23 protein-coding genes are annotated in these 23259 nt (G+C 64.8%); 14 read left to right on the top strand and 9 right to left on the bottom strand.

The genetic code is table 11. The annotated features are described in order from the left end of the window. Window positions 1–4: 4 nt before the first annotated feature. The 3 genes from yidD to QMG84_RS05465 are packed head-to-tail and all read right to left on the bottom strand — an operon-like array spanning window position 5 to window position 1780. The gene (gene yidD, locus QMG84_RS05475) at window positions 5–316 is read right to left on the bottom strand and encodes a membrane protein insertion efficiency factor YidD (RefSeq protein ID WP_281931019.1); all 312 of its coding nucleotides are present in this window, start codon (window positions 314–316) and stop codon (window positions 5–7) included. Between the two features lie 8 nt (window positions 317–324). Continuing rightward, window positions 325–1173, bottom strand: coding sequence for a serine O-acetyltransferase (cysE, locus tag QMG84_RS05470; RefSeq protein ID WP_281931017.1), 849 nt, complete (start codon window positions 1171–1173; stop codon window positions 325–327). A 10-nt stretch (window positions 1174–1183) separates the two neighbouring features. Then, on the bottom strand, window positions 1184–1780 hold the full coding sequence (locus QMG84_RS05465) for a LemA family protein (RefSeq protein ID WP_202072260.1): 597 nt from the start codon (window positions 1778–1780) through the stop codon (window positions 1184–1186). 118 nt (window positions 1781–1898) lie between these two features. On the opposite strand from QMG84_RS05465, the gene QMG84_RS05460 reads away from it, so the two are divergent. After that, window positions 1899–2321, top strand: a complete 423-nt coding sequence (locus QMG84_RS05460; protein ID WP_281931015.1) for a SufE family protein — start codon at window positions 1899–1901, stop codon at window positions 2319–2321. 6 nt (window positions 2322–2327) lie between these two features. On the opposite strand, the gene QMG84_RS05455 is transcribed toward QMG84_RS05460, so the two are convergent. Further along, window positions 2328–2561 carry a DUF1674 domain-containing protein gene (locus tag QMG84_RS05455; protein WP_281931013.1) on the bottom strand — a complete coding sequence of 78 codons (234 nt, stop codon included), beginning with the start codon at window positions 2559–2561 and terminating at the stop codon, window positions 2328–2330. A gap of 76 nt (window positions 2562–2637) precedes the next feature. Between QMG84_RS05455 and QMG84_RS05450 the strand changes: the two genes are divergently transcribed. The 6 genes from QMG84_RS05450 to QMG84_RS05425 all read left to right on the top strand — a co-directional run bounded on the left by QMG84_RS05450 (window position 2638) and on the right by QMG84_RS05425 (window position 9363). Further along, a complete protein-coding gene (locus QMG84_RS05450; RefSeq protein ID WP_281931011.1) occupies window positions 2638–4047 on the top strand; it encodes an RsmB/NOP family class I SAM-dependent RNA methyltransferase in 1410 nt (469 codons plus the stop codon). Between the two features lie 231 nt (window positions 4048–4278). After that, window positions 4279–5445: an IS4 family transposase gene (locus QMG84_RS05445; protein WP_281927877.1), complete on the top strand. Its 1167-nt coding sequence runs from the start codon at window positions 4279–4281 to the stop codon at window positions 5443–5445. A 214-nt stretch (window positions 5446–5659) separates the two neighbouring features. Continuing rightward, entirely contained in the window at window positions 5660–6184 is a 525-nt protein-coding gene (locus QMG84_RS05440) for a hypothetical protein (RefSeq protein WP_281931009.1), read from the top strand. A 189-nt stretch (window positions 6185–6373) separates the two neighbouring features. Beyond that, window positions 6374–6640 (top strand): ATP-dependent DNA helicase RecG, encoded by a 267-nt coding sequence (locus QMG84_RS05435; RefSeq protein WP_281931008.1) that lies wholly within the window; start codon window positions 6374–6376, stop codon window positions 6638–6640. 387 nt (window positions 6641–7027) lie between these two features. Continuing rightward, the gene (locus QMG84_RS05430; protein ID WP_281931007.1) at window positions 7028–8728 is read left to right on the top strand and encodes an autotransporter outer membrane beta-barrel domain-containing protein; all 1701 of its coding nucleotides are present in this window, start codon (window positions 7028–7030) and stop codon (window positions 8726–8728) included. Between the two features lie 62 nt (window positions 8729–8790). Beyond that, window positions 8791–9363 (top strand): GNAT family N-acetyltransferase, encoded by a 573-nt coding sequence (locus QMG84_RS05425; RefSeq protein ID WP_281931006.1) that lies wholly within the window; start codon window positions 8791–8793, stop codon window positions 9361–9363. A gap of 39 nt (window positions 9364–9402) precedes the next feature. Here the strand turns inward: QMG84_RS05425 and QMG84_RS05420 are convergent, their stop codons facing one another. From QMG84_RS05420 to QMG84_RS05400, 5 genes are all read right to left on the bottom strand, one after another. Continuing rightward, window positions 9403–10014 carry a class I SAM-dependent methyltransferase gene (locus QMG84_RS05420; protein WP_281931005.1) on the bottom strand — a complete coding sequence of 204 codons (612 nt, stop codon included), beginning with the start codon at window positions 10012–10014 and terminating at the stop codon, window positions 9403–9405. Window positions 10015–10178: 164 nt separating this feature from the next. Beyond that, entirely contained in the window at window positions 10179–10685 is a 507-nt protein-coding gene (locus QMG84_RS05415) for an RNA pyrophosphohydrolase (RefSeq protein ID WP_281931003.1), read from the bottom strand. Then, complete coding sequence (locus QMG84_RS05410; RefSeq protein ID WP_281931001.1) at window positions 10682–11902, bottom strand: divergent polysaccharide deacetylase family protein; 1221 nt, start codon at window positions 11900–11902, stop codon at window positions 10682–10684. The genes QMG84_RS05415 and QMG84_RS05410 overlap by 4 nt, the downstream gene beginning before the upstream one ends. A 71-nt stretch (window positions 11903–11973) precedes the next feature. After that, window positions 11974–12999: a Ppx/GppA phosphatase family protein gene (locus tag QMG84_RS05405; RefSeq protein ID WP_281931920.1), complete on the bottom strand. Its 1026-nt coding sequence runs from the start codon at window positions 12997–12999 to the stop codon at window positions 11974–11976. A gap of 212 nt (window positions 13000–13211) precedes the next feature. Next, complete coding sequence (locus QMG84_RS05400) at window positions 13212–14003, bottom strand: dienelactone hydrolase family protein (RefSeq protein ID WP_281930999.1); 792 nt, start codon at window positions 14001–14003, stop codon at window positions 13212–13214. Between the two features lie 243 nt (window positions 14004–14246). Here QMG84_RS05400 and QMG84_RS05395 point away from each other — a divergent pair, with 243 nt between their 5' ends. The 7 genes from QMG84_RS05395 (at window position 14247) to QMG84_RS05365 (ending at window position 23259) form a co-directional block, all read left to right on the top strand. Then, window positions 14247–16202, top strand: a complete 1956-nt coding sequence (locus QMG84_RS05395) for a potassium transporter Kup (RefSeq protein ID WP_281930997.1) — start codon at window positions 14247–14249, stop codon at window positions 16200–16202. Window positions 16203–16227: 25 nt separating this feature from the next. Continuing rightward, on the top strand, window positions 16228–18150 hold the full coding sequence (locus QMG84_RS05390) for a potassium transporter Kup (protein WP_281930995.1): 1923 nt from the start codon (window positions 16228–16230) through the stop codon (window positions 18148–18150). Between the two features lie 327 nt (window positions 18151–18477). Next, window positions 18478–18600 carry an AbrB/MazE/SpoVT family DNA-binding domain-containing protein gene (locus QMG84_RS05385; RefSeq protein WP_281930993.1) on the top strand — a complete coding sequence of 41 codons (123 nt, stop codon included), beginning with the start codon at window positions 18478–18480 and terminating at the stop codon, window positions 18598–18600. A gap of 243 nt (window positions 18601–18843) precedes the next feature. Continuing rightward, the gene (gene trpA / locus QMG84_RS05380; protein ID WP_281930992.1) at window positions 18844–19734 is read left to right on the top strand and encodes a tryptophan synthase subunit alpha; all 891 of its coding nucleotides are present in this window, start codon (window positions 18844–18846) and stop codon (window positions 19732–19734) included. Next, window positions 19731–20594, top strand: a complete 864-nt coding sequence (gene accD / locus QMG84_RS05375) for an acetyl-CoA carboxylase, carboxyltransferase subunit beta (RefSeq protein ID WP_281930989.1) — start codon at window positions 19731–19733, stop codon at window positions 20592–20594. The genes trpA and accD overlap by 4 nt, the downstream gene beginning before the upstream one ends. 21 nt (window positions 20595–20615) lie before the next feature. Next, a complete protein-coding gene (locus tag QMG84_RS05370; RefSeq protein ID WP_281930987.1) occupies window positions 20616–21926 on the top strand; it encodes a bifunctional folylpolyglutamate synthase/dihydrofolate synthase in 1311 nt (436 codons plus the stop codon). A gap of 217 nt (window positions 21927–22143) precedes the next feature. Beyond that, complete coding sequence (locus tag QMG84_RS05365; RefSeq protein ID WP_281930986.1) at window positions 22144–23259, top strand: (5-formylfuran-3-yl)methyl phosphate synthase; 1116 nt, start codon at window positions 22144–22146, stop codon at window positions 23257–23259.

Genomic DNA, 23259 nt, shown 5'->3' with positions numbered 1-23259 from the left:
GGCGCTACTCTTCTTCGACCTCATCGCAGCGGAACGGCCCGCGCCAGCGGGCGTAGCGCCAGGGCGTGAGCGGGCCGGCGTTTTCCGGCAATTTTTGGGGAACGGGGTCGAACCCCTCGCCCCCGCCCGGCCGGCAACGGCAGATGCGCGCGAAGCCCATCCAGCCGCCGGCCCAGAGGCCATGGCGCGCAATGGCTTCGTCCGCATATTCCGAGCAGGTCGGCGCATAACGGCAGCTTCTTCCGGCAAAGGCCGAGAAGGTCACGCGATAGAGTTGGATCAAGCCCCGGGCGAGCAGAGCGACGGGCGATTTCATCGGCGCCTTCAGATCACATAATCGAAGGAATCATAGGCCAAGCCGCGCAGGAGCTGGTCCATGTCCCGCGCCGGCAACGCTCGGGGCTCAACGCCGACAACCTTCGCCGGCGCGCCCGCCACGATGGAATTCGGCGGCACGGGATGCAGCACGACCGAGCCGGCCGAGATGCGCGAACAGGCGCCGATCTCGATATTGCCGAGAATCTTCGCGTCCGCGCCGATCATGACGCCGCGCCTGACCTTGGGATGCCGGTCGCCGGCGACCTTGCCGGTGCCGCCGAGCGTCACGCCATGGAGGATGGAGACCTCATCCTCGACCACCGCCGTCTCGCCGACCACGAAGCCGGTGGCGTGATCGAGAAAGACGCCCTTGCCGAAGCGCGCCGCCGGATGAATGTCGGCGGCGAGCGCGTCGGAGGTCCGGCTCTGGATATAGAAGGCGAAGTCGCGTTTGCCCGCCCGCCACAGCGCATGGGCCAGGCGCGACGCCTGAATCGCGTGATAGCCTTTGAAATAGAGCAAAGGCTCGATCAGCCGGCGGCAGGCGGGATCGCGCTCGACATAGGCCGCCGCATCCAGACGGAAAGCCTCGCCGAGCTCGGGCTCGCCCTCCAGCGCCGCGAGAAAGGCGTCGGCGATGGCGGCGGCGTCCAGCGCCGAGGCCCCGAGCCGGCCACTGACGCGATGGATCACCGCCTCTTCGAGACTGTGGCGGTTCAGAAGCTCGCCGATGAAGAGCGGCGCCAGCGCCGGATCAAGGCGCAGCGCATCCTCCGCCTCCTGTCGCATATGCGCCCACATGGCGTCGCCGCGGGCGCAAAGCGCGGACAGCTCATCGGGCTGGCGCGGCTCCATCGTTGCTCCGTTAGAATTTCACTTGTGGCGGCTGCTGGGCCGCTTCGCTTGCAGAGAATTCCGCCATGGGCTTCGTCCCCGCGAAGAAGGTCTTGGCCCAAAGTAGCGTCGGGAAGGTGCGCAGCGAGAGGTTGAACTCGCGCACCGCCTCGATGTAGTCGCGCCGCGCCACATTGATGCGGTTTTCCGTGCCTTCGAGCTGCGACTGCAGCGCCAGGAAGTTCTGGTTGGATTTGAGGTCCGGATAGGCTTCGCTCACCGCCAACAGCCGTCCCAGCGCGCCGGTCAATTGCGCCTGCGCGTCCTGGAATTGCTTCATTTTCTCCGGGTCGGTGAGGGTCGAAGCGTCGATCTTCACCGAGGTCGCCTTGGCGCGCGCCTCGACGACGGAGGTGAGCACGTCCTTCTCTTGCTTGGCGTAGCCCTGCACGGTGGCGACGAGGTTCGGGATGAGGTCGGCGCGGCGTTGGTACTGGGATTGCACCTCCGACCACTTGGCTTTGGCGTTTTCCTCGAGTGTCGGGATCGTGTTGTAGCCGCAGCCCGAAAGCGAGAGGGCGGCGACAATCGCGACGACGAGGGCGCGCCACCGGGACGTGAGGCTCATATGCATCTCCGTAAAAGCGGGGCGGACCCGCGCGTGTGACAGGCGCAAACTTAAGGGCTCGCCAAAAGCATGAAAAGGGCGCGCGTTTCGTTTAGAATAGCCTGAGAAGGAAACAGCCATGGTTATAGACGACATCATCGGTAATTTCGAGATGCTCGACGAGTGGGAGGATCGCTACCGCTATCTCATCGAGCTCGGCCGCACGCTCGAGCCGCTGCCGAAGGAAGCCTATACGGACGACAACAAAGTGCGCGGCTGCGCCAGCCAGGTGTGGCTGGAGACGACGCCCGGCGAAGACGCCGCTGGCGCGCCGACGCTCACCTTCCGCGGCGACAGCGACGCCCATATCGTACGCGGCCTCGTGGCGCTGGTGCTGGCGCTCTATTCGGGGCGCCCCGCGCAGGAAATCATCGACACCGACGCCGCGCCGCTGTTCAAGCAGCTCGGGCTCGCCGAGCATCTGACGCCCCAGCGCGCCAATGGACTGCGCTCGATGGTGGAGCGGATCAAGAGAGAGGCGCGCGAGGCCGTTGCGGCGTAGCGCGACTTAAAAATCGCTCGCCACCCCTTTGACCTCCCAGTCGCCATATCGCGCCGGATCGAGACCGCCCCGGCCGCCGCGCTCCTCGGGAGCGGTCGCGTCAGCGGCTGCGGCGTTTCTACGCGCCTGCGCTTCGGCCAGCGCGCGCTGCGCGGCGGACGGCAGATCCGCTATTTTTCGGGCAGACTCCGCTGTTTGGGCAGGCTTGGCGTCGCCACCCGTCCCTTCGGCTTGAGACATATCCGGCTCCTGAGCGTCTCGCCCCTCGACCGCCCCATGTGCTATGATTCGCGAAGCGGGGCAGCGGAGAGACCGTTTGAGCGACAGTAGATCATTCGGGCGGTCGAAACCATCGCGCTACTCCTCACGCCAGGGATTCGTGCCGGCCGAGGCGGCCCGCGAGGCCGAGGCGGCAAGGACCCCCGGTCTCCCCGCGCGTCTCGCCGCCGCCAGCATCATCGGCGACGTCATTCAGGGCGGCCACCGGCTGGACGAATGTTTTTCGCCCCAGGCCGTGCCTAATCGCCTCGCGGGCCTCGAGCCGCGCGACGTGGCGCTGACGCGCTCCATCGCCACCGTCTCGCTCCGCCGGCTGGGCGTCATCCGCCATGCGCTGGGCGAGCTTCTCGAAAAAGGGCTGCCGCGTCAGGCCGGGCGGCTCGAATATACGTTGATCGCCGCCGCCGCCCAGCTTCTCTTTCTGGAGGCAGCCGACCATGCGGCGATCGACCTCGCCGTGCGCGCGACCAAGCTCGAACCCAAGACCGGCGCCTATTCCGGCGTGGTGAACGGCGTGCTGCGCAATCTCGTGCGTCGGCGCGACGAGTTCCTGGCGCTCGCGGCGAGCGGCGAGCATGACGCGCCGCCCTGGCTCGCGCAGCGCTGGCGCAAGGCCTATGGCGAGGCGGGCGCGCAGGCGATCATCGCCATGCATATGCAGGAGCCGCCGCTCGACGTTTCGGTAAAGTCTGATCCGCAAGGATGGGCCGAGCGCCTCGACGGCGTCGTTCTGCCAACAGGCTCGGTGCGGCTCAAGACCCGCACGCCGATCACAGAGCTCGACGGCTACAGCGACGGCGAATGGTGGGTGCAGGACGCCGCCGCCGCGCTGCCGGCGCGGCTGCTGGCGACGAAGCCGGACGAACGCGTGCTCGACATGTGCGCGGCGCCCGGCGGCAAGACCGCGCAGCTCGCTCTCACCCGCGCCCATGTGGTTGCGCTGGACCGTTCTGCCGAGCGGCTGAAGCTTCTGACCGCCAATCTCTCGCGCCTCGACCTCCACGCCGATGTCGCGGTGGCCGACGCCACCGGCTATCAGGCGCAGCCTTTCGACGCCATTCTCATCGACGCGCCCTGCTCCGCGACCGGCACGTCACGTCGCCACCCGGATGTGCCCTGGACGAAAAAGCCCGGCGACATAGAGACGCTCGCCGCCTTGCAGGCCAAGATGCTGGCCCGCGCGGCGCTGCTGACGAAAGCGGGCGGGCGGCTGGTTTATTGCACCTGTTCGCTCGAACCCGAGGAAGGCGAGCAGCAGATCGCGGCCTTCCTGCGCCGCAACCCGGATTTCCGTCGCGAGCCGGTGACGACGGCCGAGGGCATACCAGCCGAATTCATCAATCGCGACGGCGATCTGCGCACTGTGCCAAGCTTTTGGCCGAATGACGACGCCCGGCTCGCGGGGATCGACGGTTTTTTCGCGGCGCGGCTGGTGCGGCAGGCATAGGCGGGGGCGGTGCTCTTCGGTCGAGCGTGTGACATCGTGCATCGTCCTCATCACTGAAACGCCCCCCACACACTTGATCCCAAGTGCGCGAGGAAGGCCGCGCTCTGCCCCTCTCCCCGCAAGCGGCAGGGCTGTCCGGGGAATGAGTCGAAAGGTCGCGGGCGCATGCCCGGTTTTCCCGACGGTTGTCGGGTATTTTCCGGTTGTCGAGACTGGAAAAAAGGACCGGACATGCCCGTGCACTCTACTGTATTCGCCCAACTGCTCAAGCCGGTCGATCGGCGCGCCTTCAAGCAGATCGTCGAGCGGCATGGCGGCGACGCCTACGACAAATCCTTCAAGAGCTGGGATCACCTCGTCGCGCTCATCTACGCCCAGCTTGCCGGGGTCTCCAGCCTGCGCGCCCTCGTTCCCGCCTTCAACGCCGACGCGCGCGCGCATTATCACCTCGGGACGCGGCGGCTCGCGCGCACGACCCTTTCCGACGCCAACGCCCGCCGGCCCGTCGCCGTCTTCGCCGATCTCTTCGCCATGCTCTCCGGCGCGCTCGACCGTCATACGCGCCGGGAGGGCGCGGACATGATCCGCCTCATCGATTCGACGCCCATCCCTTTGAGCAAATTCCTCGATTACGCCCGCTCCAACGGCCGCACTCACGGCCTCAAAATGCACGTGGTCCATGACCCGCGCGCCAATCGGCCCCTTCGCGCGGAAGTCACGCCCGCCAATGTGAACGACATAGAGATCGGCAAGAAAACCGATATCGAGCCGGGCGCCGCTTATGTCTTCGACAAAGGCTATTGCGACTATCGCTGGTGGACCGAGATCGCCGCGCAAGGCGCTTTCTTCGTCACCCGGCCGAAGGCGAACGCCCGCTTCCGGGCGATCGCCGCCCGCCCGCTCGACCCCGAAAGCGCGCGGGGCGACGGCTTCGCCGTGATCGCCGACGAGGAGGTGGCGCTGGCCAGCAAAGGCGATTCCAAGCTGCCCATGCCGCTGCGGCGCATCACCGTGGAAAGAGACGAGGCCAAAGGCCGCATCGTCCTCATCGTCAACGACATGCGCCGCCCGGCCGCGGAAATCGCCGCGCTCTACAAGGGCCGCTGGGCAATCGAGCTGCTGTTCCGTTGGATCAAGCAGCATCTCAACATCAAGAGCTTCATCGGCGAGGCCGAAAACGCCGTGCGCCTGCAGCTCTTCGCCGCGATGATCGCCTTCACCCTGCTGCGCATCGCCGCCTGCGTCCACAAGATCGACATGGCGGCACTGCGTTTCGCCGAGCTCGTCGGCCGCTTCCTCTTCGACCGCCGGCCGATCGCGCTTATCGACAAGCCGCCAATCAGGCCCAAGCCCGGCCGAGACTTCTCTAGTCTGCAGCTCCAGCTCGCGGCCCTATGATTTCCCCGGACAGCCCTGCGCAAGCGGGGAGAGGAGCGGGTCGTCGCCTCTACTTGTCGCAGGCCGAGAACAAGCGAGGCAAAAAGGTAGTTCCAAAGCGATAATCCTAAGAATCCATAGAGTTACGCTAAAAGACTCATTCCCAACATATATGCGACCTAGCTTCCGCTCCGCGTCGAGTCAAACAAGCAAGACTCGGCCGGATGGAGCTCACATGAAGACGAATATTCACGCCAGAAAACTGATTGCTTACGCCTGCCTCGCCGTTCTCGCTGTAGCGCCCGCGCGCGCCTTGGCCGACACGGCGACCTTCACCGCAGCGCCGGTCTCGGGCTGCCCCGACTGCGCCGCCAAGGATACGACCGGCCTCGTCGTCTACGCCAATGGCACGCTGCTGCCGAATGGCTGGGACGTGAAGACCAGCAGCAGAGGTCTCTATATCGCCAATCGCATCGGCGGCTATTTCAAGCTGCCCGGCAAGACCTTCGATCTCACGGGGCTGAAGCTCTTCGCGACGAATGTCTTCTCCAGCACGACAGCGCCCGTCACCTATACGCTCTACGCCTTCCACCCCGGCAATCCGATCGCCGACCAGGTGCAGGTGACGATCAACTCGCGCGTCGTGAAGGATGTGCCGCTGACGGACACGCGTCTCCTCAATCTCGATTCCGTCTTCGTGCGTTTCGGATCGGAGATCGGCTACAGCTATTTCATCGAAACGCGCTTCACGCCGCATTGATGTAAAGCCGGCGCAAGCCCCTCGCCTTTCGAGACGGCCGCTTTGCGGCCTCCTCAAGGCGAGGGGCTTCGGTGCGCGTGAGGCTCGAGTTATACGATCGCACGATGGCGAGCCGCAGCCTGGATTACGGCGGCGCCAGCAGCTAATCCGGCTACATCATTGTTCCATTTTTTAATCGGGAGAGCGCAAATGAGTGTGAAACGGTTTTTCCCCGCTGAAAGGGATGTGTTGCTCGAGGTCAAAGGGATTGGCCCGACGGTTGTCGAGCGCTTCGAGCAACTTGGAATCCACACGCTGCGAAAGCTTGCAGAACAGGATGCGCGAGCGATCTGTGAGCAGGCTTCATTGCTGGTCGGCGGCACATGCTGGAAGAACAGCCCACAAGCACGAAATGCAGTCGCCGCAGCAATATCCGCCGCACAATCCGCTTCAAAGAAAGTGAACGGCGAAAGCTGAGGTGTGCTGGTCACGGCCCGCTGTAGCGGAGACCAAGAAATCGCTGCAAGCTTAAGCTGACAGTCGGCGGTTAGATTTAAACTAACACAAGCTACGCCTTACAAGTTTATGCACATCGAAGTCCAATAAATCATTTGAATTAGCCGCGCGTTGCATTGACACCCTCGTATTTCTGCGGATAGTTTTTAGGCAGAATTCCAGAGCCCCTCCCCGAGAGCGTAAATCGCGAGGCGGAATAGACATTTGTAGCCATAATTACTGTATAAAATTCAAACTGAGTTTATGAGGGCCTCGATGCGCCTATTTCGCGATTTGCTCTTCTGCGGCTCCTGCGCCCTGGCAATCGGAGTGGCGGGCCAAGCATCGGCGCAAAGCGCTGGATTGTCTTTGCCGCCTGGCCAAATCGTCACAGGGCCGATCGTGCTGGGACAGGCGTTCTGCAGAACGACCAAGGCCTGCGTCGGCATGATCGGATCGCCCTCGATCTCGAACGGCTTCGACGCCAATCAATATTTGCTCAACAGCAACCCGCCGATCGTGAACCCGCTCGTCACGCCGTCGACGCTCTCTTACACCAATTCGACATCGTCGCCGGCAGTCGTCGTCCTGACCACCGCCCCGACGCAATATGTGCGTTTCTATTCAGGAAACAGCATCCTCGGAAACTTCATCGCCGGCTCCAACATGGTGCGCGGATTGACCCCGGAGCAGGTAAGGGACGTGCTTGCGCTGCCCGGCACGCCTACGATGGAAGCGATCGTGCAGGTGCCCGCTGGCACCTGCCTTCTCGTTGGAACGGCGGGGCCAATTCTCGATGCACAACCTCCTGCGAGCCCGGTTGGCGTCTGGGGACGCGGCGGCGCCCTGCAGGAATTCATCATTGGCAAAAGCGCGGTTCCCGGATGCGGGCCGGGCTCTCAGCCGGTGTTCCTGTCCGCCAGCAGTTTCGTCAATGGCCAGCCGATCGGCGCATATGCGCTCGCCTATGTGCCGCGCGCCGGCGCCGGGAACGCCGGAGCGGTCGCCTTCGCGCTCGATCACGCGCTGCCGCCGCCTTTGTTCAGCGACATGGACTCGATCTACAATGCGCTCGACCTCTTAAATTTCGGCGATCCCGCAGCGCTGCGCTCCGCCCTTACTCAACTCGACGGCGAGGTTTACGCGGATTTGCCGTCGGTCTCGATCGGCGTGTCGCGGATGTTTCTCGACGCGGTGCGCGCCCAGACCCATTTGGCCCGGGCCACCGGCGCCGGAGGGCTGCGGACCTGGATCAGCGGTTTGGGCGGCGGCGGCGCGATCTACGGCAATGGCGACTTGCACGGCGTCAGCTTCAGTGGCGGCGGCGTCTCTGTGGGCGCGGACTATCGCCTGACGCCCGAACTTCTGGCGGGCGTCGCCTTGAGCTATATGCGCAGCTCGTTCGGCCTGAATGGCGCTTCGGGAAGCGGCGGGCTGGATAGTTTCGCTGTCATCTCATACGCCGGTTACGCGGCTGGGCGTTTCTATGTCGACGGCGCGCTCGGCTATTCCTACAATCGTTTCGGCGCGGGACGTAACATCGCCTTTCCCGGCGTTACCCGCGGCGCTTCGGCGAATGTGTATGACAATGTTTTCCTGTCGCGCCTCGAGGCGGGGTATCGCCTCCCATTCAGCGAGCAGATCAGCGCGACCCCCTTCGCGTCGTTGCAAGGCATTATGGCCGCGCAAAACAGCTTCGCCGAGAACGGCGCGGGCGCCATCAACCTCAACGTCTACGGTCGAACAGCAGCATCCGCCCAAAGCACGCTCGGCGCCGAGCTGACTTATGATTTGCCGCTGCGGCTCGCAAAGCCCTTGAGCTTTTCGGCGCGGGCCGGCTGGATGCATGATTATGCGGACGTCCGTCGCAGCGTTCTGGCGAATTTCCAGGGCGCGATGGGTTCGAACTTCATCGTCAATGGCGCGCGTTGGCCGCGCGATTCGGCGGCAGTCGGCGCGCGTTTGAGCCTGCCAGTGGATAGCGCGAATATTTTTGTTCGTTATGACGGCATGGTCGCGAGCAGCGCCGCCATTCATAGCGCCACCGGCGGGGTGCAGATTGCGTTTTGAACGCCCGGCGCTATTTTCGTCGAATTACGCGGCGTGCACTCAAAATGCTTTCGGAAACAGATATGGATGAATCGTATTCAATACGGGAGCTGAGCGAGGAAGAGTTCGAGCCACTCTTCGACAAACACAAATTTTCGATGTTCGCGGGCGTCCACAGCTATGACATGCAGCATGTTCTAACTGACGCCGAACAACAGCGAATTAAAGAGCTAGAGGAGAATCTGGGCGCGCCCTACAAGCTCTACCTCGGTGTTTTCGACATCGATAATGAATTTGTCGGTTGGAGCTGGGGGAAGCAGGAGAATGCGTCGACCTTCTACATGGTCAGTTCCGCCGTTCTTGAAAGACATCGGCGGAAAGGAATTTATAGCGCCTTGATCGCTCACAACATTGAGCGCCTTTCGAAAGCGGGATTCCAACTGGTTTATTCCAGGCATTGCGCCACAAATAACGACGTCATAATTCCTAAGCTGAAAGCCGGATTTATCATCTCGAAAATGGAGCTCGATGACAGATATGGCGTTTTGATACACTTGCATTATTACACAAACAGCTATCGCCGCAGAATAATGGATTACAGATCGGGACAGGAGACACCTGATATGAAAATCAAACAAGTGTTCGGCCTCGTGTAACGCAACGTCCTAGCAGCAGCGCCTTCCGAGCCTGCCTCGCTAAATAAACTGCGCGAGCCAAATTGTATGACGCCCACAGGCCTCGTCCTCGACCACATGCGCGACGACCGCAAATCCATTCTCGTCGAGCAGAGTGCGGTATTCATCGACGTCCAGGCTCGCGTGATACAGAGGTTCGCCTTCGAATTCTCCGATTGCGACGCCGTGGCTGGGCCCCGATGTGAACATCAAGGCGGCGCGGGGCGAAGCGTGGTCGCGAAAGATGGGGAACATCTTTCTTTGGTCTTCAGGACACAGGTGGAAGAAGCTGTCCCATGCGAGAAGTCCGTCAAAACGCACGGACAGCGACAGGGACCGCATGTCGGCCACCCGCCAACTTTGGCAGGGCAACGCGCCTTTACACAAAGCGATCATTTCGGGCGAAGAATCTATCCCGGTTACTGCGCAGCCGCGCTCGACCAAATAGCGGCTCATCGGCTCGCCAGACCCGCAACCGATGTCGAGAACGGCAGGCTGGCGCGGCATGAGACCGATAAAACGATCGAGCCAGTGCGCCTCCATGAGCTGTCGAACTCCACGCCCCCGCTTCTTCGCCCAAGCGTGCGCGTGTCGCTGATAGAGGCTGATAATTGCTTCGGAAGCGCCGCTCATTCCGTTTCCGTTAAACAGCTCGCATGGGGTCCTTGTCATTCCCGGCGGGCTGAAAGCCCGACCGGGAATCCAGAGCCGCAATAGCGATGATATTGCTCTGGATTCCCGATCGCTCGCTTTGCGAGCGTCGGGAATGACGGTGAGCCAATCAAGCGGATCTCATGTTACGCCGCCGCAAATGGCCTGAACGCCTCCACGACATCCAAATAGACTTGCCGCTTGAACGGCACGATCAAATCGGGAAGCCTCGACAGCTTCTCCCAGCGCCAGTCGTCGAATTCCGGCTTGTGCTTGCCGCCGCCCGGCGCGTGAATGTCGATCTCGCTCTCGGACCCGACAAAGCGCAGCGCGAACCAGCGCTGGGTCTGGCCGATATATTTGCCGCTCCAGCGCTTATTGGCCTCGGGCGGCAGATCGTAGGAGAGCCACAGCGGCGCCTCGGCGAGGAACTCGACGCTCGCGACGTTTGTCTCCTCCTGCAGCTCGCGCAGCGCCGCCTCATAGGGCGTTTCGCCTGCATCTATGCCGCCCTGCGGCATCTGCCAGAGATAGGGCTCCGTCGTCTGATCGAAGGTCCCCTTTGCCTTGCGATGGCCGATGAAGACGAGCCCCTCGGCGTTGATGAGCGTCACGCCGACGCAGGGGCGGTAGCGGTTGTCGGGCGTGATCATCTGATTGGGCCCATGTTTGCGGCGGCTCCATTCGAAATTTTCTGCGACAGCACGGCGGAGACCGGCGCCAGCGCAATGCCGCGCCGCTCCAGATCCCGCGCGAAACGCGCGACGCGCGCGATCGCCGCGGGCGTGGCGCTGGCGAAGCCGATGGCCGCGCCCTTGTCGCGCGCCGCCGTTTCGAGCTGCGATAAAGCCGCGTCCATGGATTGCAATGTATTGCGCTGGTCGATGACGACGTCGACCTTGGCGTTGGGCAGCGACAGCTTGGGCGCGAGCTTTCCGGCAAGCGATTGCGCCGAGGCGCCGTCGTCCAGGAAAAACAAGCCGCGCTGCGCCATTTCGCTCAAGGCGCCGTAGAGCGCCGTCTCATCCGCCATGAAGCGACCGCCGAGATGATTCATCACGCCCGCATAACCCGTGAAACGGCTCATCAGCCAACGCAGATCGTCGAGGCCGCCATCCTGCGCGCTGGTGACGAGCGTATGGGGACCGGGGTTATTCTGCGGATAGTCGAAGGGCTCCATGGGCGCCTGCAGCAAAGCCTCATGGCCGCGCGCGCGCGCCTGGGCGACGAGCCGGTCGAGATTGGCGCCATAGGGCGCGAAGGCGAGCGTCACGCCCTCGGGTAGCTGGTCGATCGCCTCCAGCGACGATTGGGCGTTGAGCCCCACGCCGCCGACGACGAGCGCAATGCGCGGGGCGCCGGGCTTGATTGTCGTCGCCGTGACGAAGGGGCGGGAATAGACGTCCATCGGCCGCGCGCCGTCGGCGCCGATCTTGGGCAGCAGGCCGTAGGGCCCTTTTTCGGTCACGCGGCGGTCCGGCGCCGGCGTGAGCCGCACCCCGGAGGCGGGCTCGACCCGGATGATGCGGGCGGTCGACCCCTCGCCGCCAGGGCGGGTGACCTTGACGCCGGAAAGCTGCTCGATCTCGCTGATCCCGGAGTCGTCCGGGAGTTGCCCCTGCGTCTGCTCGACGGCGGCGGTCTGCGGCTGAGCCGGCGGCAGGGCGGGCGCGGTCTCCGGCGGTTTATAGGGCTCGATCCTGGCGATGGCGTAGGGTTCGCCGCCGAAGGGATCGCGGGGGAGGAAGTAAAGCGCGCCCACGCCCGCCGCCGCCAACGCGCCAATCGCAAAAGCGAGCGGACGCCGCGGCTCCCGCTTCGCGGGCCGCGGCGCTTCCCGTCCGAGGGGCTGGTTCAATTCATCGGTCATACAGGCGGGCGCTCGCGGGGCGAATCATCTTGGCTACATTGTGACGGCTGAGCCGCGACCCGTCGAGACGCTCACAGCGCCCCATCCGCCTCCATCAGCTCCAAAAGCATGCCCTCGCGCAGGCCACGGTCGGCGATGCGGGTGCGCGCGGCCGGGAACATCTCGCGGATCGCCTCGAAAATCGCGCAGCCGGCGAGCACGAGATCGGCGCGCTGCGGGCCGATGCAGCCATTCGCCACACGCGCCTCGAAATCCATGCCGCGCAGGCGGTCTATGGCCCTGGTGGCCTCGGCGTCGGTCATCCACAGCCCGTCGACCCGCCAGCGGTCGTAGCGCTCGAGCCCGAGATGCACGCCGGCGAGGGTGGTGACGGTGCCCGAGGTGCCGAGCAGATGGAAGCGCGAGCAACGCCGCACCTCGGCGGTCTCGCGCACGAAATGCGCCAGCGCGTCCACCGCGTAATTTTTCATCGCCGCGAATGTCGCCGCGTCGACCACCCGGCCGCCGAAATGTTCGGCGAGCGTGACGACGCCGAGCTCCAGCGACGTCCAGCTATGCAGCTCGCGGCCCTCGGCGCCGGCCGGCGCGCGGGTGAGCCAGACGAGCTCGGTCGATCCCCCGCCGATATCGAAGAGCAGCACGCTCGCGGCCTGCGGATCGGCGAGCGAGCCGCAGCCGCGCGCGGCGAAGCGCGCCTCCGTCTCCCGGTCGATCACCTCCAGCTCGAGGCCGGTGCGCTCGCGCACCCGCGCGACGAATTCATCGCCATTGGCGGCGCCGCGGCAGGCCTGGGTGGCGACGAGCCGCGCGCGGGTGACGCCGCGGGCCTCCATCTTGTCGCGGCAGATTTCCAGCGCGACGATGGTGCGCTCAATGGCGGCCTCGCTGATGCGGCCGGCGCGGCCCAGGCCCTCGCCGAGGCGCACGATGCGCGAGAAGGCGTCGATGATCCGCAGAAATTCATTGGCGCGCCGGCGGGCGCGCCGCTCGGGCCGGGCGATCAGTAGGCGGCAATTATTGGTGCCGAGATCGAGCGCGGCATAGGTGTGGCCGTTGCCATGCGCCGCGTGATCGTCGCCGGCCGGGTCAGCCGTCAACGCCGCCTGCGCCCGCGCCGCATGGCCAGCCGCCCCCAGACCTGGGCCCGCATAAGCGGGCCGAACGGTCCCTGCCAAATTCCTGCTCCCGCGATAAGCTTCGTCGCGTGTTGCCGCTCGCGCGACCCAATTCGCGTCAAACGTCTTAATTGCCGGATTGCGAACCCGCCCGCAAGGCGAAAATGGCTCAGCGCAATGCGCGCCCATGTCAGCTAGCCGACGCCCTGCGCCCGCAAAAAGGCGCGCATGCGCCCCCAGGCGTCATGCGCTTCCCTCTCGCGATAGCTCGGCCGATAGTCGGCAAAAAAGCCATGCGGCGCGTCGTCGTAGACGATAATCTCCGCGGGCGCGCCGGCCGCTGCGAGCCTGTCCTGCATTTGCGCGATGACGTCGCGCGGGATGGACGGATCGTCGCCGCCATAAAGCCCGAGCGTCGGAACATCGATCTCGCCGGCAATATCGATCGGCCAGCGCGGCTGCACGGCGGTATGCGATCCATCGAGGCGCCCGTACCAGGGAACGCAAGCCGAAAGCGCCCGATTATGCGCGGCGTAGAGCCAGGCGATGCGCCCGCCCCAGCAAAAGCCTATGACGGCGGCGCGCGCCGCATCGGCGCCCTTGCCCGTGGCGAAAGCCAGCGCTTCGTCGAAGATCGCCATCGCTTCAGTGTCGGGAACCTTGGCGGCGATCGCGCGAAGCGCGTCGATGTCAGGCGCCGCCATCGGGTCGCCATAGCGGGCGAGGTAGTCCGGCGCGATGGCAAAAAAGCCGAGCTTGGCGAGGCGGCGCGCGACGTCGCGAATATGCTCGTGCAGGCCGAATATCTCCTCGGCGACGAGAACAACCGGCAGGCTTTCGCCGACCTGGGGCCTCGCGAAATAAGCGGGGGCGCCGCCGGGAAGCGTCGTGAGGCCGGTCTCCAGACCCGCGGAATCCGTATGGATCGTGTGGGCGGACACCGATCCGGCGGCGGCGGCGAAGCCCGGGCCATGCTTGTCTTTCATCGACGATCCTCTTTTGTCCACATCAAATTGCGCGCCGGCGCCTCCCCCCGCAAGGGGGTTTTCGCAGCGCAAAACTAAGCCTTCTCTTCGACCACAAAAGGGCGTATATCGCGGCGCCCTTCGCGGGAGGGAGAGACCTCTCGCGCTGAGAGGGCCGAGGTTGCGTTTGTTTGAAGCTCGTGGTCGAGCCACTCCCGGCGCGGCGCGCTGCGCGCTATATCCGCTTTCCCGAAGGGACGTTTCATGACGCAACAATCGGGCGCGGAAATACGAACGGCCCCGCCGACCCAACAGCCTCCCGGCGCGCCGAAAGAGGCCCCGGCGGATTACGCGCATGAACAGCCCCGAGGCGGGCTCATCGGCCTTATCCTCGGCTCGATCGGCGTCGTTTACGGCGACATCGGCACCAGCCCGCTTTATGCCTTGCGCGAGTCGCTCGCGCATGTCGTGCAGGCCGACCTCTTAACCGAAGAAGCCGTCATCGGCGCCCTCTCGCTGTTGATTTTCGCGCTGATCTTCACGGTCACCATCAAATACGTCGTCTTTCTGATGCGGGCGGACAACCGCGGCGAAGGCGGCACGCTCTCGCTCATGGCGCTGGCGGAATCGTCGATCGGTGGAAAGTCGCTTTTCGTGTTTCTTCTGGGCGTGGCCGGCGCGGCTCTCTTTTCCGGCGACGCGATTATCACGCCGGCGATTTCCGTGATGTCTGCGATCGAGGGACTGGAGCTTGTCACCCATCGCTTCAGCGATTTTGTGATCCCCGCGACCGTCTTCATCCTGGTGACTTTGTTCTGGGCGCAGAGCCACGGCACGGCGCGGGTCGCGGCGCTTTTCGGCCCGGTGATGATGATTTTCTTCGTGACCATCGGCGCGCTGGGGGCGACCCATATTCAAGACGCGCCGCAGGTGCTGAACGCCTTCAATCCCGCACTCGGCGTCGCCTTCTTTGCAAAGCACGGCTGGCTCGGCTTTACCGTGCTCGGCTCGGTTTTTCTGGGCGTCACCGGCGCCGAGGCGCTTTACGCCGACATGGGGCACTTCGGGCGCCGGCCGATCCGCGTGGCCTGGCTCACTTTCATCCTGCCGGCTCTGCTGCTTAATTATCTCGGCCAAGGCGCGCTGATCCTGTCGCGGCCCGAGGCGATCGGCAATCCCTTCTTCCTTCTGGCGCCGGAATGGGGAGTATTGCCGCTCGTCATCCTCTCGACCGTCGCGACTGTCATCGCAAGCCAGGCCGTCATCACCGGCGCATTTTCGATTTCGCGGCAAGCTGTGCAGCTCGGCTTGCTGCCGCGTCTCGAGATCACCCATACCTCCGCGACGCAGGAAGGGCAGATTTATATCGGCAAGGTGAACCGCCTGCTTCTGGTCGGCGTGCTGCTGCTGGTCGTAGCGTTTCGCGGCTCCTCGGCGCTTGCTTCCGCTTACGGCATCGCGGTGACGGGCACGATGGTCGTCACCACCGCCCTCGCTTTCGTCGTGGTGTGGAAAAAATGGGGCTGGCCGGTCTGGCTTGCGGGTCTCGTCGTCGCCGCCTTCCTCACGGTTGATCTGACCTTCCTCGCCGCCAATCTTCTGAAGGTCGCCGAAGGCGGCTGGGCGCCGCTCGCCCTCGCCGCCTGCGCCATGATCGTGATGTGGACCTGGGTGCGCGGCACGCGCCTCCTCGCCGAGAAAACGAGCCGCGACTCCATTCCCATCATGGATCTCGTCTCCATGATGCAGAAGTCTAAGCCCACGCGCGTTCCCGGCATGGCGGTCTTTCTGACGAGCGACCCCAATGTCGCGCCGGCTGCGCTTCTGCATAATCTGAAGCACAACAAAGTGCTGCACGAGCGCGTGCTGATCATTTCCGTCAAGACCGAAAACCGCCCGCGCGTTGCGCCCGAAAAACGCTACGAGCTGACGAGCCTCTCGGAAGACTTCTCCAAAGCGATCCTGCATTTCGGCTTCATGGAAAGCCCGCGCGTCCCCGCGGCGCTCGCCGCCATGCGCAAGGCGGGTTTCAAATATGACATCATGACGACGAGCTTCTTCCTTGGCCGACGCACGATCAAGGAAAGCCCCGCCTCCGAAATGCCGGCCTGGCAAGACAAGCTTTACGTCACTTTGACAAAACAGTCCGCGAACGCCACGGACTTCTTCTCCATTCCGTCCGACCGGGTCGTGGAGCTCGGCGCGCAATTAACCATCTGATCCGCTTTTTTATCGGAGACGGTAAATGACCAAGCATATGCAGATCGGCGCGGGCGCATCCGAGTCCGCCGGCGCAGAAGGCGCCGAGCACGCGAAACAATCGACCGCCGCGCTGATCCTGGGCTCCATCGGCGTCGTTTACGGCGACATCGGAACGAGCCCGCTCTACGCCTTGCGCGAGTCGCTCTCGCATAGCGTGAAGGCCGACGCGTTGACCCAGGAGGCGGTGATCGGCGCGATCTCGCTCCTCATTCTCGCGCTCGTCTTCACGGTCACGCTGAAATACGTCCTCTTCCTGATGCGCGCCGACAACCGCGGCGAAGGCGGCACGCTGTCGCTGATGGCGCTCGCCGAATCCTCCGTCGGCGGGCGTTCGCTCGCGATCTTCCTATTAGGCGTCGCCGGCGCGGCGCTCTTCTCGGGCGACGCCATCATCACCCCGGCCATCTCGGTTCTGTCGGCGGTCGAGGGTCTCGAGCTCGTCACCCATCGCTTCAGCGATTATGTGCTGCCGATTACGCTGTTCATCCTCATCACCCTGTTCTGGGTGCAGAGCCATGGCACGGCGCGCGTCGCGACGCTCTTCGGCCCGATCATGGTCGTCTTTTTCGCCGCCATTGGCGCGCTGGGCGCCATGCATATCGGCGACGCGCCGCAGGTGCTTTGGGCCTTCGATCCGCGCAGCGGCGTGAGCTTCCTGCTCAACCATGGCTGGCTCGGCTTCGCGATCCTCGGCTCGGTGTTTCTGGGCGTGACCGGCGCCGAGGCGCTCTATGCCGATATGGGCCATTTCGGGCGCTTTCCCATTCAGGCCGCCTGGCTCGGCTTCGTGCTGCCGGCGCTGCTGCTGAACTATCTCGGCCAGGGCGCGCTCATTCTGTCGAATCCGGAAGCGGTCAGTAATCCCTTCTTCCTGCTCGCGCCCGATTGGGCGCTGCTGCCGCTCGTTCTGCTCTCGACGGTCGCGACCATCATCGCCAGCCAGGCGGTGATCACCGGCGCATTTTCGATCGTGCGTCAGGCGATCCAGCTCGGCCTGCTGCCGCGCCTCGAAATCACCCACACCTCGGAAGCGCAGGAGGGGCAGATCTATATCGGGCGCGTCAACCGGCTGTTGCTGCTGGGCGTGCTGCTGCTCGTCATCGTCTTCCGCAGCTCCTCGGCGCTCGCCTCGGCCTATGGCATTGCGGTCACGGGCACGATGGTGGTGACGACCAGCCTCGCCTTCATCGTCGTCTGGCGCGAGTGGAAATGGCCGCTGTGGTTGAGCGTCGGCGCGATCGCCTCCTTTCTCACCGTCGATCTCGCCTTCCTCGCCGCCAATCTCCTCAAGATCGTCGAGGGCGGTTGGGTGCCTCTGGCGCTCGGCGCCTGTTCGATGATCGTGATGTGGACATGGGTGCGCGGCACGCGGCTGCTCACCGAAAAGACTCACCGCGACTCGATTCCGCTGACCGAGCTTATCCCGATGCTCGAGAAATCGAAGCCGATGCGCGCGCCGGGCACGGCGATCTTCCTTACCAACGACCCCAATGTCGCGCCGACCGCGCTCATGCACAATATCAAGCACAACAAAGTGCTGCACGAGCGCGTGCTGATCCTGTGCGTGCGCACGGAAAACTGCCCGCGCGTGCCGCCGCACAAGCGCTTCGAGCTAACGAAAATCTCGAACGATTTCGACCTGGCCATACTGCATTTCGGCTTCATGGAAAGCCCGCGCGTGCCCGCGGCGCTCGCCCTGATGCGCAAGGCCGGCTACAAATATGACATCATGACCACGAGCTTCTTCCTCGGCCGGCGGACAATCAAAGAAAGCCCGTCCTCTGAGATGCCGCCCTGGCAGGACAAGCTCTATGTCGCGCTCACCAAGCAATCGGCGAACGCCACAAACTTCTTCTCGATCCCGTCGGATCGCGTGGTGGAGCTTGGGGCGCAGGTGACGATCTGAGACGAGATCCGCTGGAGTGGTTCGGCGTCATCCCGACGCTCGCGCCGTTTGGACACACGGGGAAACACCGCCGTCATTGCGAGGCGGCGGAGCCGACGAAGCGATCCAGGGCCGCATCGCCGCCCTGGATTGCTTCGCTTCGCTCGCAATGACGGGCGCTGGGCAAAACCAGGCTTCCAGCCCGCCGGGAATGACACGCGCCCGATCCGAGCTGTTCACACGGAAATGGTATGAGACGAACGGAGAGGCGCCCTGACCACGAAAGCCAGACACTTCCCGGAGAGGGAGGAAGCCTTCGTCCGCCGGAACGAAGAGGCAGGCGACGCCATGCCTTTGAAACGCCCGGCTAATTGGGACGACTTCTTTGCGCTCGCGGCGGAAACCGAAGCGCCGGCGGATTTCCTCTCCGACCGAGACACGAGCCCGCCCCCGACGCGCGGTTTTCTCTGATCCGCACGCGTCACGCGCGCCCCAAAGCGCGCCAATGCGTATCGCGCCGCCCACCCGGATTCATAAAGAGGGTGGACGGAACGCTGGCCACGGAATAATCAGCACCCACGCTCTCTCCTCTCCCGCTTGCGGGAGAGAGTGGCCCCAGCGTGAGCGGGGGCCGGTGAGAGCCCGCATCGGCCGCGCCTCCGCGCGGCGCCTTCTCCCTCAGGAGAAGGGGGGAACCGAGAGATCGCCGCCAATATGTCCACCCGTATCGACGACCGTTTCGCCGCCCTGAAATCCGAAGGGCGCGCCGCTCTCGTGACTTTCGTGATGGCGGGCGACCCTGGCCCCGTGACCTCGCTCGACATCCTCAAGGCGCTGCCCGCCGCCGGCGCCGACGTCATCGAGCTGGGCATGCCCTTCACCGACCCCATGGCCGACGGCCCGGCGATCCAGGCCGCGGGGCTCAGGGCGCTCAAGGCCGGCATGACCGTGAAAGGGACGCTGCAGCTCGTCAAGGATTTCCGCGCCGGGGACAACGCCACCCCCATCGTGCTGATGGGCTATTACAATCCGATCTATGTCTATGGCGTCGATAAATTCCTCGCCGACGCCAAGGCGGCAGGCGTGGACGGCCTGATCGTCGTCGATCTGCCCCCGGAGGAAGACGCCGAGCTGTGCATCCCGGCGCGCAACGCGGGGCTGAACTTTATCCGCCTCGCCACCCCCACGACCGACGACAAGCGCTTGCCCAAGGTGCTCGCAAACACCTCAGGCTTCGTCTATTATGTGTCGCTGACCGGCATCACCGGCGCGGCGCTCGCGGATTACGCCGGCGTGAGCGAGGCCGTGAAACGGATCAAGGGACATACGAAGCTGCCGATCGCGGTGGGCTTCGGCGTCAAAAACACTCAAAACGCCGCCGAGATCGCCCGCTATGCGGACGGCGTCGTGGTTGGCTCGGCGCTGGTCGACGCGTTGAAGGAGTCGCTGGACGAGGGCGGCAAGGCGACTGAAAAGAGCGTCGAGGCCGTAACCTCGCTCGTCGTGAGCATCGCGGCCGGCGTGCGGAGCGCGCGGGCGCCGGCCGGCGGGGCCCCGGCCAAAAACGGCGGCGTATTTTCCTGGCTCAAGAGGCTTTGGGCATGAACTGGTATTCCAACGTCGTTCCGCCGAAGATCAAAGCCCTCATCAAACGCGAGGCGCCGGAAAATCTTTGGGTCAAATGCCCCGAGAGCGGCCAGCTCGTCTTCCATAAGGACATCGAGGCCAATCTCTATGTCGTGCCGAGTTCGGGCTATCACATGCGCTGCCCGGTCGACGTGCGCTTGACCAACCTCTTCGACAATGGCGAATTGGAGCTGCTGCCGACTCCGGAAGCGCCGATTGACCCCTTAAAGTTTCGCGACATCAAGCGCTATGTCGACAAGCTGAAGGAATATCGCGTCAAGACCGGCGCGCCGGACGCCGTGACGCTCGCGACCGGCAAGCTCAACGGATCGCAGGTCACCGCCGCCGTGCAGGATTTCGACTTCCTCGGCGGCTCGCTCGGCATGGCCGCCGGCGAGGCGATCGTCGCGGGCATCGAGCATGCGCTCGCCAAGCGCACGCCTTTCATCATCTTCACCGCCTCCGGCGGCGCCCGCATGCAGGAAGGCATGTTCTCGCTGATGCAGATGCCGCGCACGACCATCGCCGTGCAGCGCCTGCGCGACGCGCGCCTGCCCTATATCGTCGTGCTCACCAATCCGACGACGGGCGGCGTCACCGCCTCCTACGCCATGCTCGGCGACGTGCAGATCGCCGAGCCCGGCGCCATCATCGGCTTCGCCGGCGCCCGCGTCATCGAGCAGACCATCCGCGAGAAGCTCCCCGAAGGCTTCCAGCGCGCCGAATATTTGCGCGATCACGGCATGGTCGACATGGTGGTGGCGCGCCAGGAGATGCGCGAGACGCTCGGGCGCCTGTGCGGCCTTCTCACCAAGACGCCGCCCCGCCGGGCCGCCTGATTTACGAAAGGCGCGACGGCAATGGACGCGATCCTGTCGCGGCTGCTCACACTCCACCCGAAGAAAATCGACCTGTCGCTCGGCCGCACCGAGCGCCTGCTGGAGGCGCTCGGCCGTCCCGACCTGCGCCTGCCGCCGACGATCCATGTCGCCGGCACCAACGGCAAGGGCTCGACCATTGCCTTTCTGCGCGCCATGCTGGAGGCCGCCGGGCAGCGCGTGCATGTCTATACCTCGCCGCATCTGATCCGCTTCAATGAGCGCATCCGGCTCGGCGCAGAAGGCGGCGGCAAGCTTGTCGACGACGCGCGCCTCAACGCCATTCTGGAGCGCTGCGAGGAGGTCAACGGCGGCCAGCCCATCACCTTCTTCGAGGTGACAACGGCGGCGGCCTTCTCGCTCTTCGCGGACAACCCCGCCGACTGGCTGCTGCTCGAAACCGGGCTTGGCGGGCGCTACGACGCGACCAACGTCATCAAAAGCCCCAAGGCCGCGATCGTCACTTCCGTCTCGCTCGACCACATGGAGTTCCTCGGCGATAGCGTCGAAAAGATCGCCTATGAGAAGGCCGGCATTTTCAAGCGCGGCGCCCCCGCCATCATCGGCTTCCAGCCGGAGGGGGCCGAGAGGGTGCTGGAGCGCGAAGCCCGCCGCGTCGGCGCCCCGCTCTGTGTCGCCGGACAGGATTTCTACGTCCGCGAGGAAAATGGCAGGCTCGTCTTCGAGGATGAACGCGGGCTGCTCGATCTGCCCCTGCCCCGCCTCCCCGGGCGCCACCAGCATCAGAACGCCGCCAACGCCATCGCCGCGCTGCGCGCCGTCGCGCCTGATCTGCCGACCGCCGCCATCGAGGCCGGCCTCACCCGCGCCGAATGGCCGGCGCGGCTCCAACGGTTGGTGCGCGGCCATATCGTCGATCTCGCGCCCGCCAATGCGGAAGTCTGGCTGGACGGCGGCCACAATGACGACGGCGGCCGCGTGCTGGCCGAAGCGATGGCCGAGTTCCACGACCGCGCGCCTCGCCCGCTGGCGCTGATCTGCGGCGCGCAGACCACCAAGGACGTCCGCGCCTTGCTGCGCCATTTCGCGGGCCTTGCGCGCGAGATGGTCGCCGTGCCGGTGGAGGGCGAGCACAAAAGCTGGCCGCCCGAGGAAGTCGCGGCGCTCGCCAGGGCCGAAGGCATTCCTGTGGCGGCGCACGCCAATAATGCCGAGGAAGCGCTGCAAATCCTCGCCTCGCACCACTTCGATCAGCCGCCGCGCGTGCTGATCGCCGGTTCGCTCTATCTCGCGGCGGCGGTGCTCTCGGCCAATGGGTCGCAGATCGAGTAGCCAGCGCGGCAATTCACAGAAGTGACAAGAGCGTATATGGAGAATCCGCCCCGCGCGGAATTCTTCCTTCTCCCGCTTGCGGGAGAAGGCGTCGCCGCGAAGCGGTGACGGATGAGGGCGGGCCCTCACCCGACCCCTGCTCACGCAGGGGCCACCCTCTCCCGCAAGCGGGAGAGGGAGAAAACTGCGCGATGAGTTTCTCCCGGAGCCTGAATAAATGACACTGATGTTGGCCAGCGTTCTGTCGCGAGAGGAGGCGGAGACCGCCCTCGCCTATGGCGCCGACATCATCGACTGCAAGGACCCTGCCCGCGGCGCGCTGGGCGCGCTGTCTTTGGCGCAGATCAAGGAGATCGTCGCCGCTGTGGCGGGCCGGCGCCCGGTCAGCGCCGTGGTGGATCTCCCGCATGACGCCGCACACGCCCGCCAGGCCTTCGAGGAAGCGATCGAGACCGGCGTCGAATATGTGAAATTCGCGCTGCCCTCGACGCCCGACGCCGACGAGATCATCGCTGCCCTCGCGCCGATCGCCAAGCGCGTGAAGCTCGTCGCCGTGCTCTTTGCCGATCTGCATCCGGATTTCTCGCGGCTGCCGGCGCTGGCCAAGGCCGGCTTCCACGGCGCCATGCTCGACACGGCGCATAAGCACAACGGTCGTTTGATCGACATCATGACGGTCGGCGCGCTTTCCGAGTTCGCCGCGAGCTGCCACGAGCTGCGTTTGGCGGCGGGCCTCGCCGGCGCGCTGGAGCCGCCGGACGTGCCGCGTCTTCTCGTCACCGGCGCCGACGTCATCGGCTTTCGCGGCGCGCTCTGCGAGCAAGGCGACCGGCAGGGCGCGCTCTCCGCCGCCGCCGTGGCGCTGATTCGCGACCTCATCCCGACGCGCCCGGACGTCGTCGAGGAAATGGCGGCCGAATGGGCGCTGATCGCCCGCGGCTTCATCCAGCCGCCGGGCGTCGACGACACGGATTGCGTCTTCCTGCACGACTATGTGCTGCCCATGGAAGTCGGCGCCTATGCGCATGAATATGGCCATACGCAGCGCGTGCGCTTCAATGTGGACGCCGAGGTGACGCGCGCCGAAATCTCCGACGATATGCGCGCGGTGTTCTCCTACGACGTCATCATGGACGCGATCAAAATGATCCTGGCGAGCGGCCATGTCGCGATGGTGGAAACGATCGCCGAGCGCCTCGCCGAAAGCGTGCTGCTGCATGAGCGCGTGCGCGCGGTGACCGTGCAGGTCGAGAAGCTCGACGTCGCGCCCGGCGCCGTCGGCGTGAAAATCCGCCGCGAGCGCCACGACCATAAACGCGCTGTGCCGGATTGA

The organism is Methylocystis iwaonis (assembly GCF_027925385.1).
GTDB lineage: Bacteria > Pseudomonadota > Alphaproteobacteria > Rhizobiales > Beijerinckiaceae > Methylocystis > Methylocystis iwaonis.
Note: the sequence above shows the minus strand (reverse complement) of the source record. Positions and strands in the feature narration are given on the sequence as shown.

Coding starts and splice junctions, on each gene's coding strand:
- yidD (WP_281931019.1), bottom strand. CDS start 316: ATGAAATCGCCCGTCGCTCTGCTCGCCCGGGGCTTGATCCAACTCTAT.
- cysE (WP_281931017.1), bottom strand. CDS start 1,173: ATGGAGCCGCGCCAGCCCGATGAGCTGTCCGCGCTTTGCGCCCGCGGC.
- QMG84_RS05465 (WP_202072260.1), bottom strand. CDS start 1,780: ATGAGCCTCACGTCCCGGTGGCGCGCCCTCGTCGTCGCGATTGTCGCC.
- QMG84_RS05460 (WP_281931015.1), top strand. CDS start 1,899: ATGGTTATAGACGACATCATCGGTAATTTCGAGATGCTCGACGAGTGG.
- QMG84_RS05455 (WP_281931013.1), bottom strand. CDS start 2,561: ATGTCTCAAGCCGAAGGGACGGGTGGCGACGCCAAGCCTGCCCAAACA.
- QMG84_RS05445 (WP_281927877.1), top strand. CDS start 4,279: ATGCCCGTGCACTCTACTGTATTCGCCCAACTGCTCAAGCCGGTCGAT.
- QMG84_RS05440 (WP_281931009.1), top strand. CDS start 5,660: ATGAAGACGAATATTCACGCCAGAAAACTGATTGCTTACGCCTGCCTC.
- QMG84_RS05435 (WP_281931008.1), top strand. CDS start 6,374: ATGAGTGTGAAACGGTTTTTCCCCGCTGAAAGGGATGTGTTGCTCGAG.
- QMG84_RS05425 (WP_281931006.1), top strand. CDS start 8,791: ATGGATGAATCGTATTCAATACGGGAGCTGAGCGAGGAAGAGTTCGAG.
- QMG84_RS05420 (WP_281931005.1), bottom strand. CDS start 10,014: ATGAGCGGCGCTTCCGAAGCAATTATCAGCCTCTATCAGCGACACGCG.
- QMG84_RS05415 (WP_281931003.1), bottom strand. CDS start 10,685: ATGATCACGCCCGACAACCGCTACCGCCCCTGCGTCGGCGTGACGCTC.
- QMG84_RS05410 (WP_281931001.1), bottom strand. CDS start 11,902: ATGACCGATGAATTGAACCAGCCCCTCGGACGGGAAGCGCCGCGGCCC.
- QMG84_RS05400 (WP_281930999.1), bottom strand. CDS start 14,003: ATGAAAGACAAGCATGGCCCGGGCTTCGCCGCCGCCGCCGGATCGGTG.
- QMG84_RS05395 (WP_281930997.1), top strand. CDS start 14,247: ATGACGCAACAATCGGGCGCGGAAATACGAACGGCCCCGCCGACCCAA.
- QMG84_RS05390 (WP_281930995.1), top strand. CDS start 16,228: ATGACCAAGCATATGCAGATCGGCGCGGGCGCATCCGAGTCCGCCGGC.
- QMG84_RS05385 (WP_281930993.1), top strand. CDS start 18,478: ATGCCTTTGAAACGCCCGGCTAATTGGGACGACTTCTTTGCGCTCGCG.
- trpA (WP_281930992.1), top strand. CDS start 18,844: ATGTCCACCCGTATCGACGACCGTTTCGCCGCCCTGAAATCCGAAGGG.
- accD (WP_281930989.1), top strand. CDS start 19,731: ATGAACTGGTATTCCAACGTCGTTCCGCCGAAGATCAAAGCCCTCATC.
- QMG84_RS05370 (WP_281930987.1), top strand. CDS start 20,616: ATGGACGCGATCCTGTCGCGGCTGCTCACACTCCACCCGAAGAAAATC.
- QMG84_RS05365 (WP_281930986.1), top strand. CDS start 22,144: ATGACACTGATGTTGGCCAGCGTTCTGTCGCGAGAGGAGGCGGAGACC.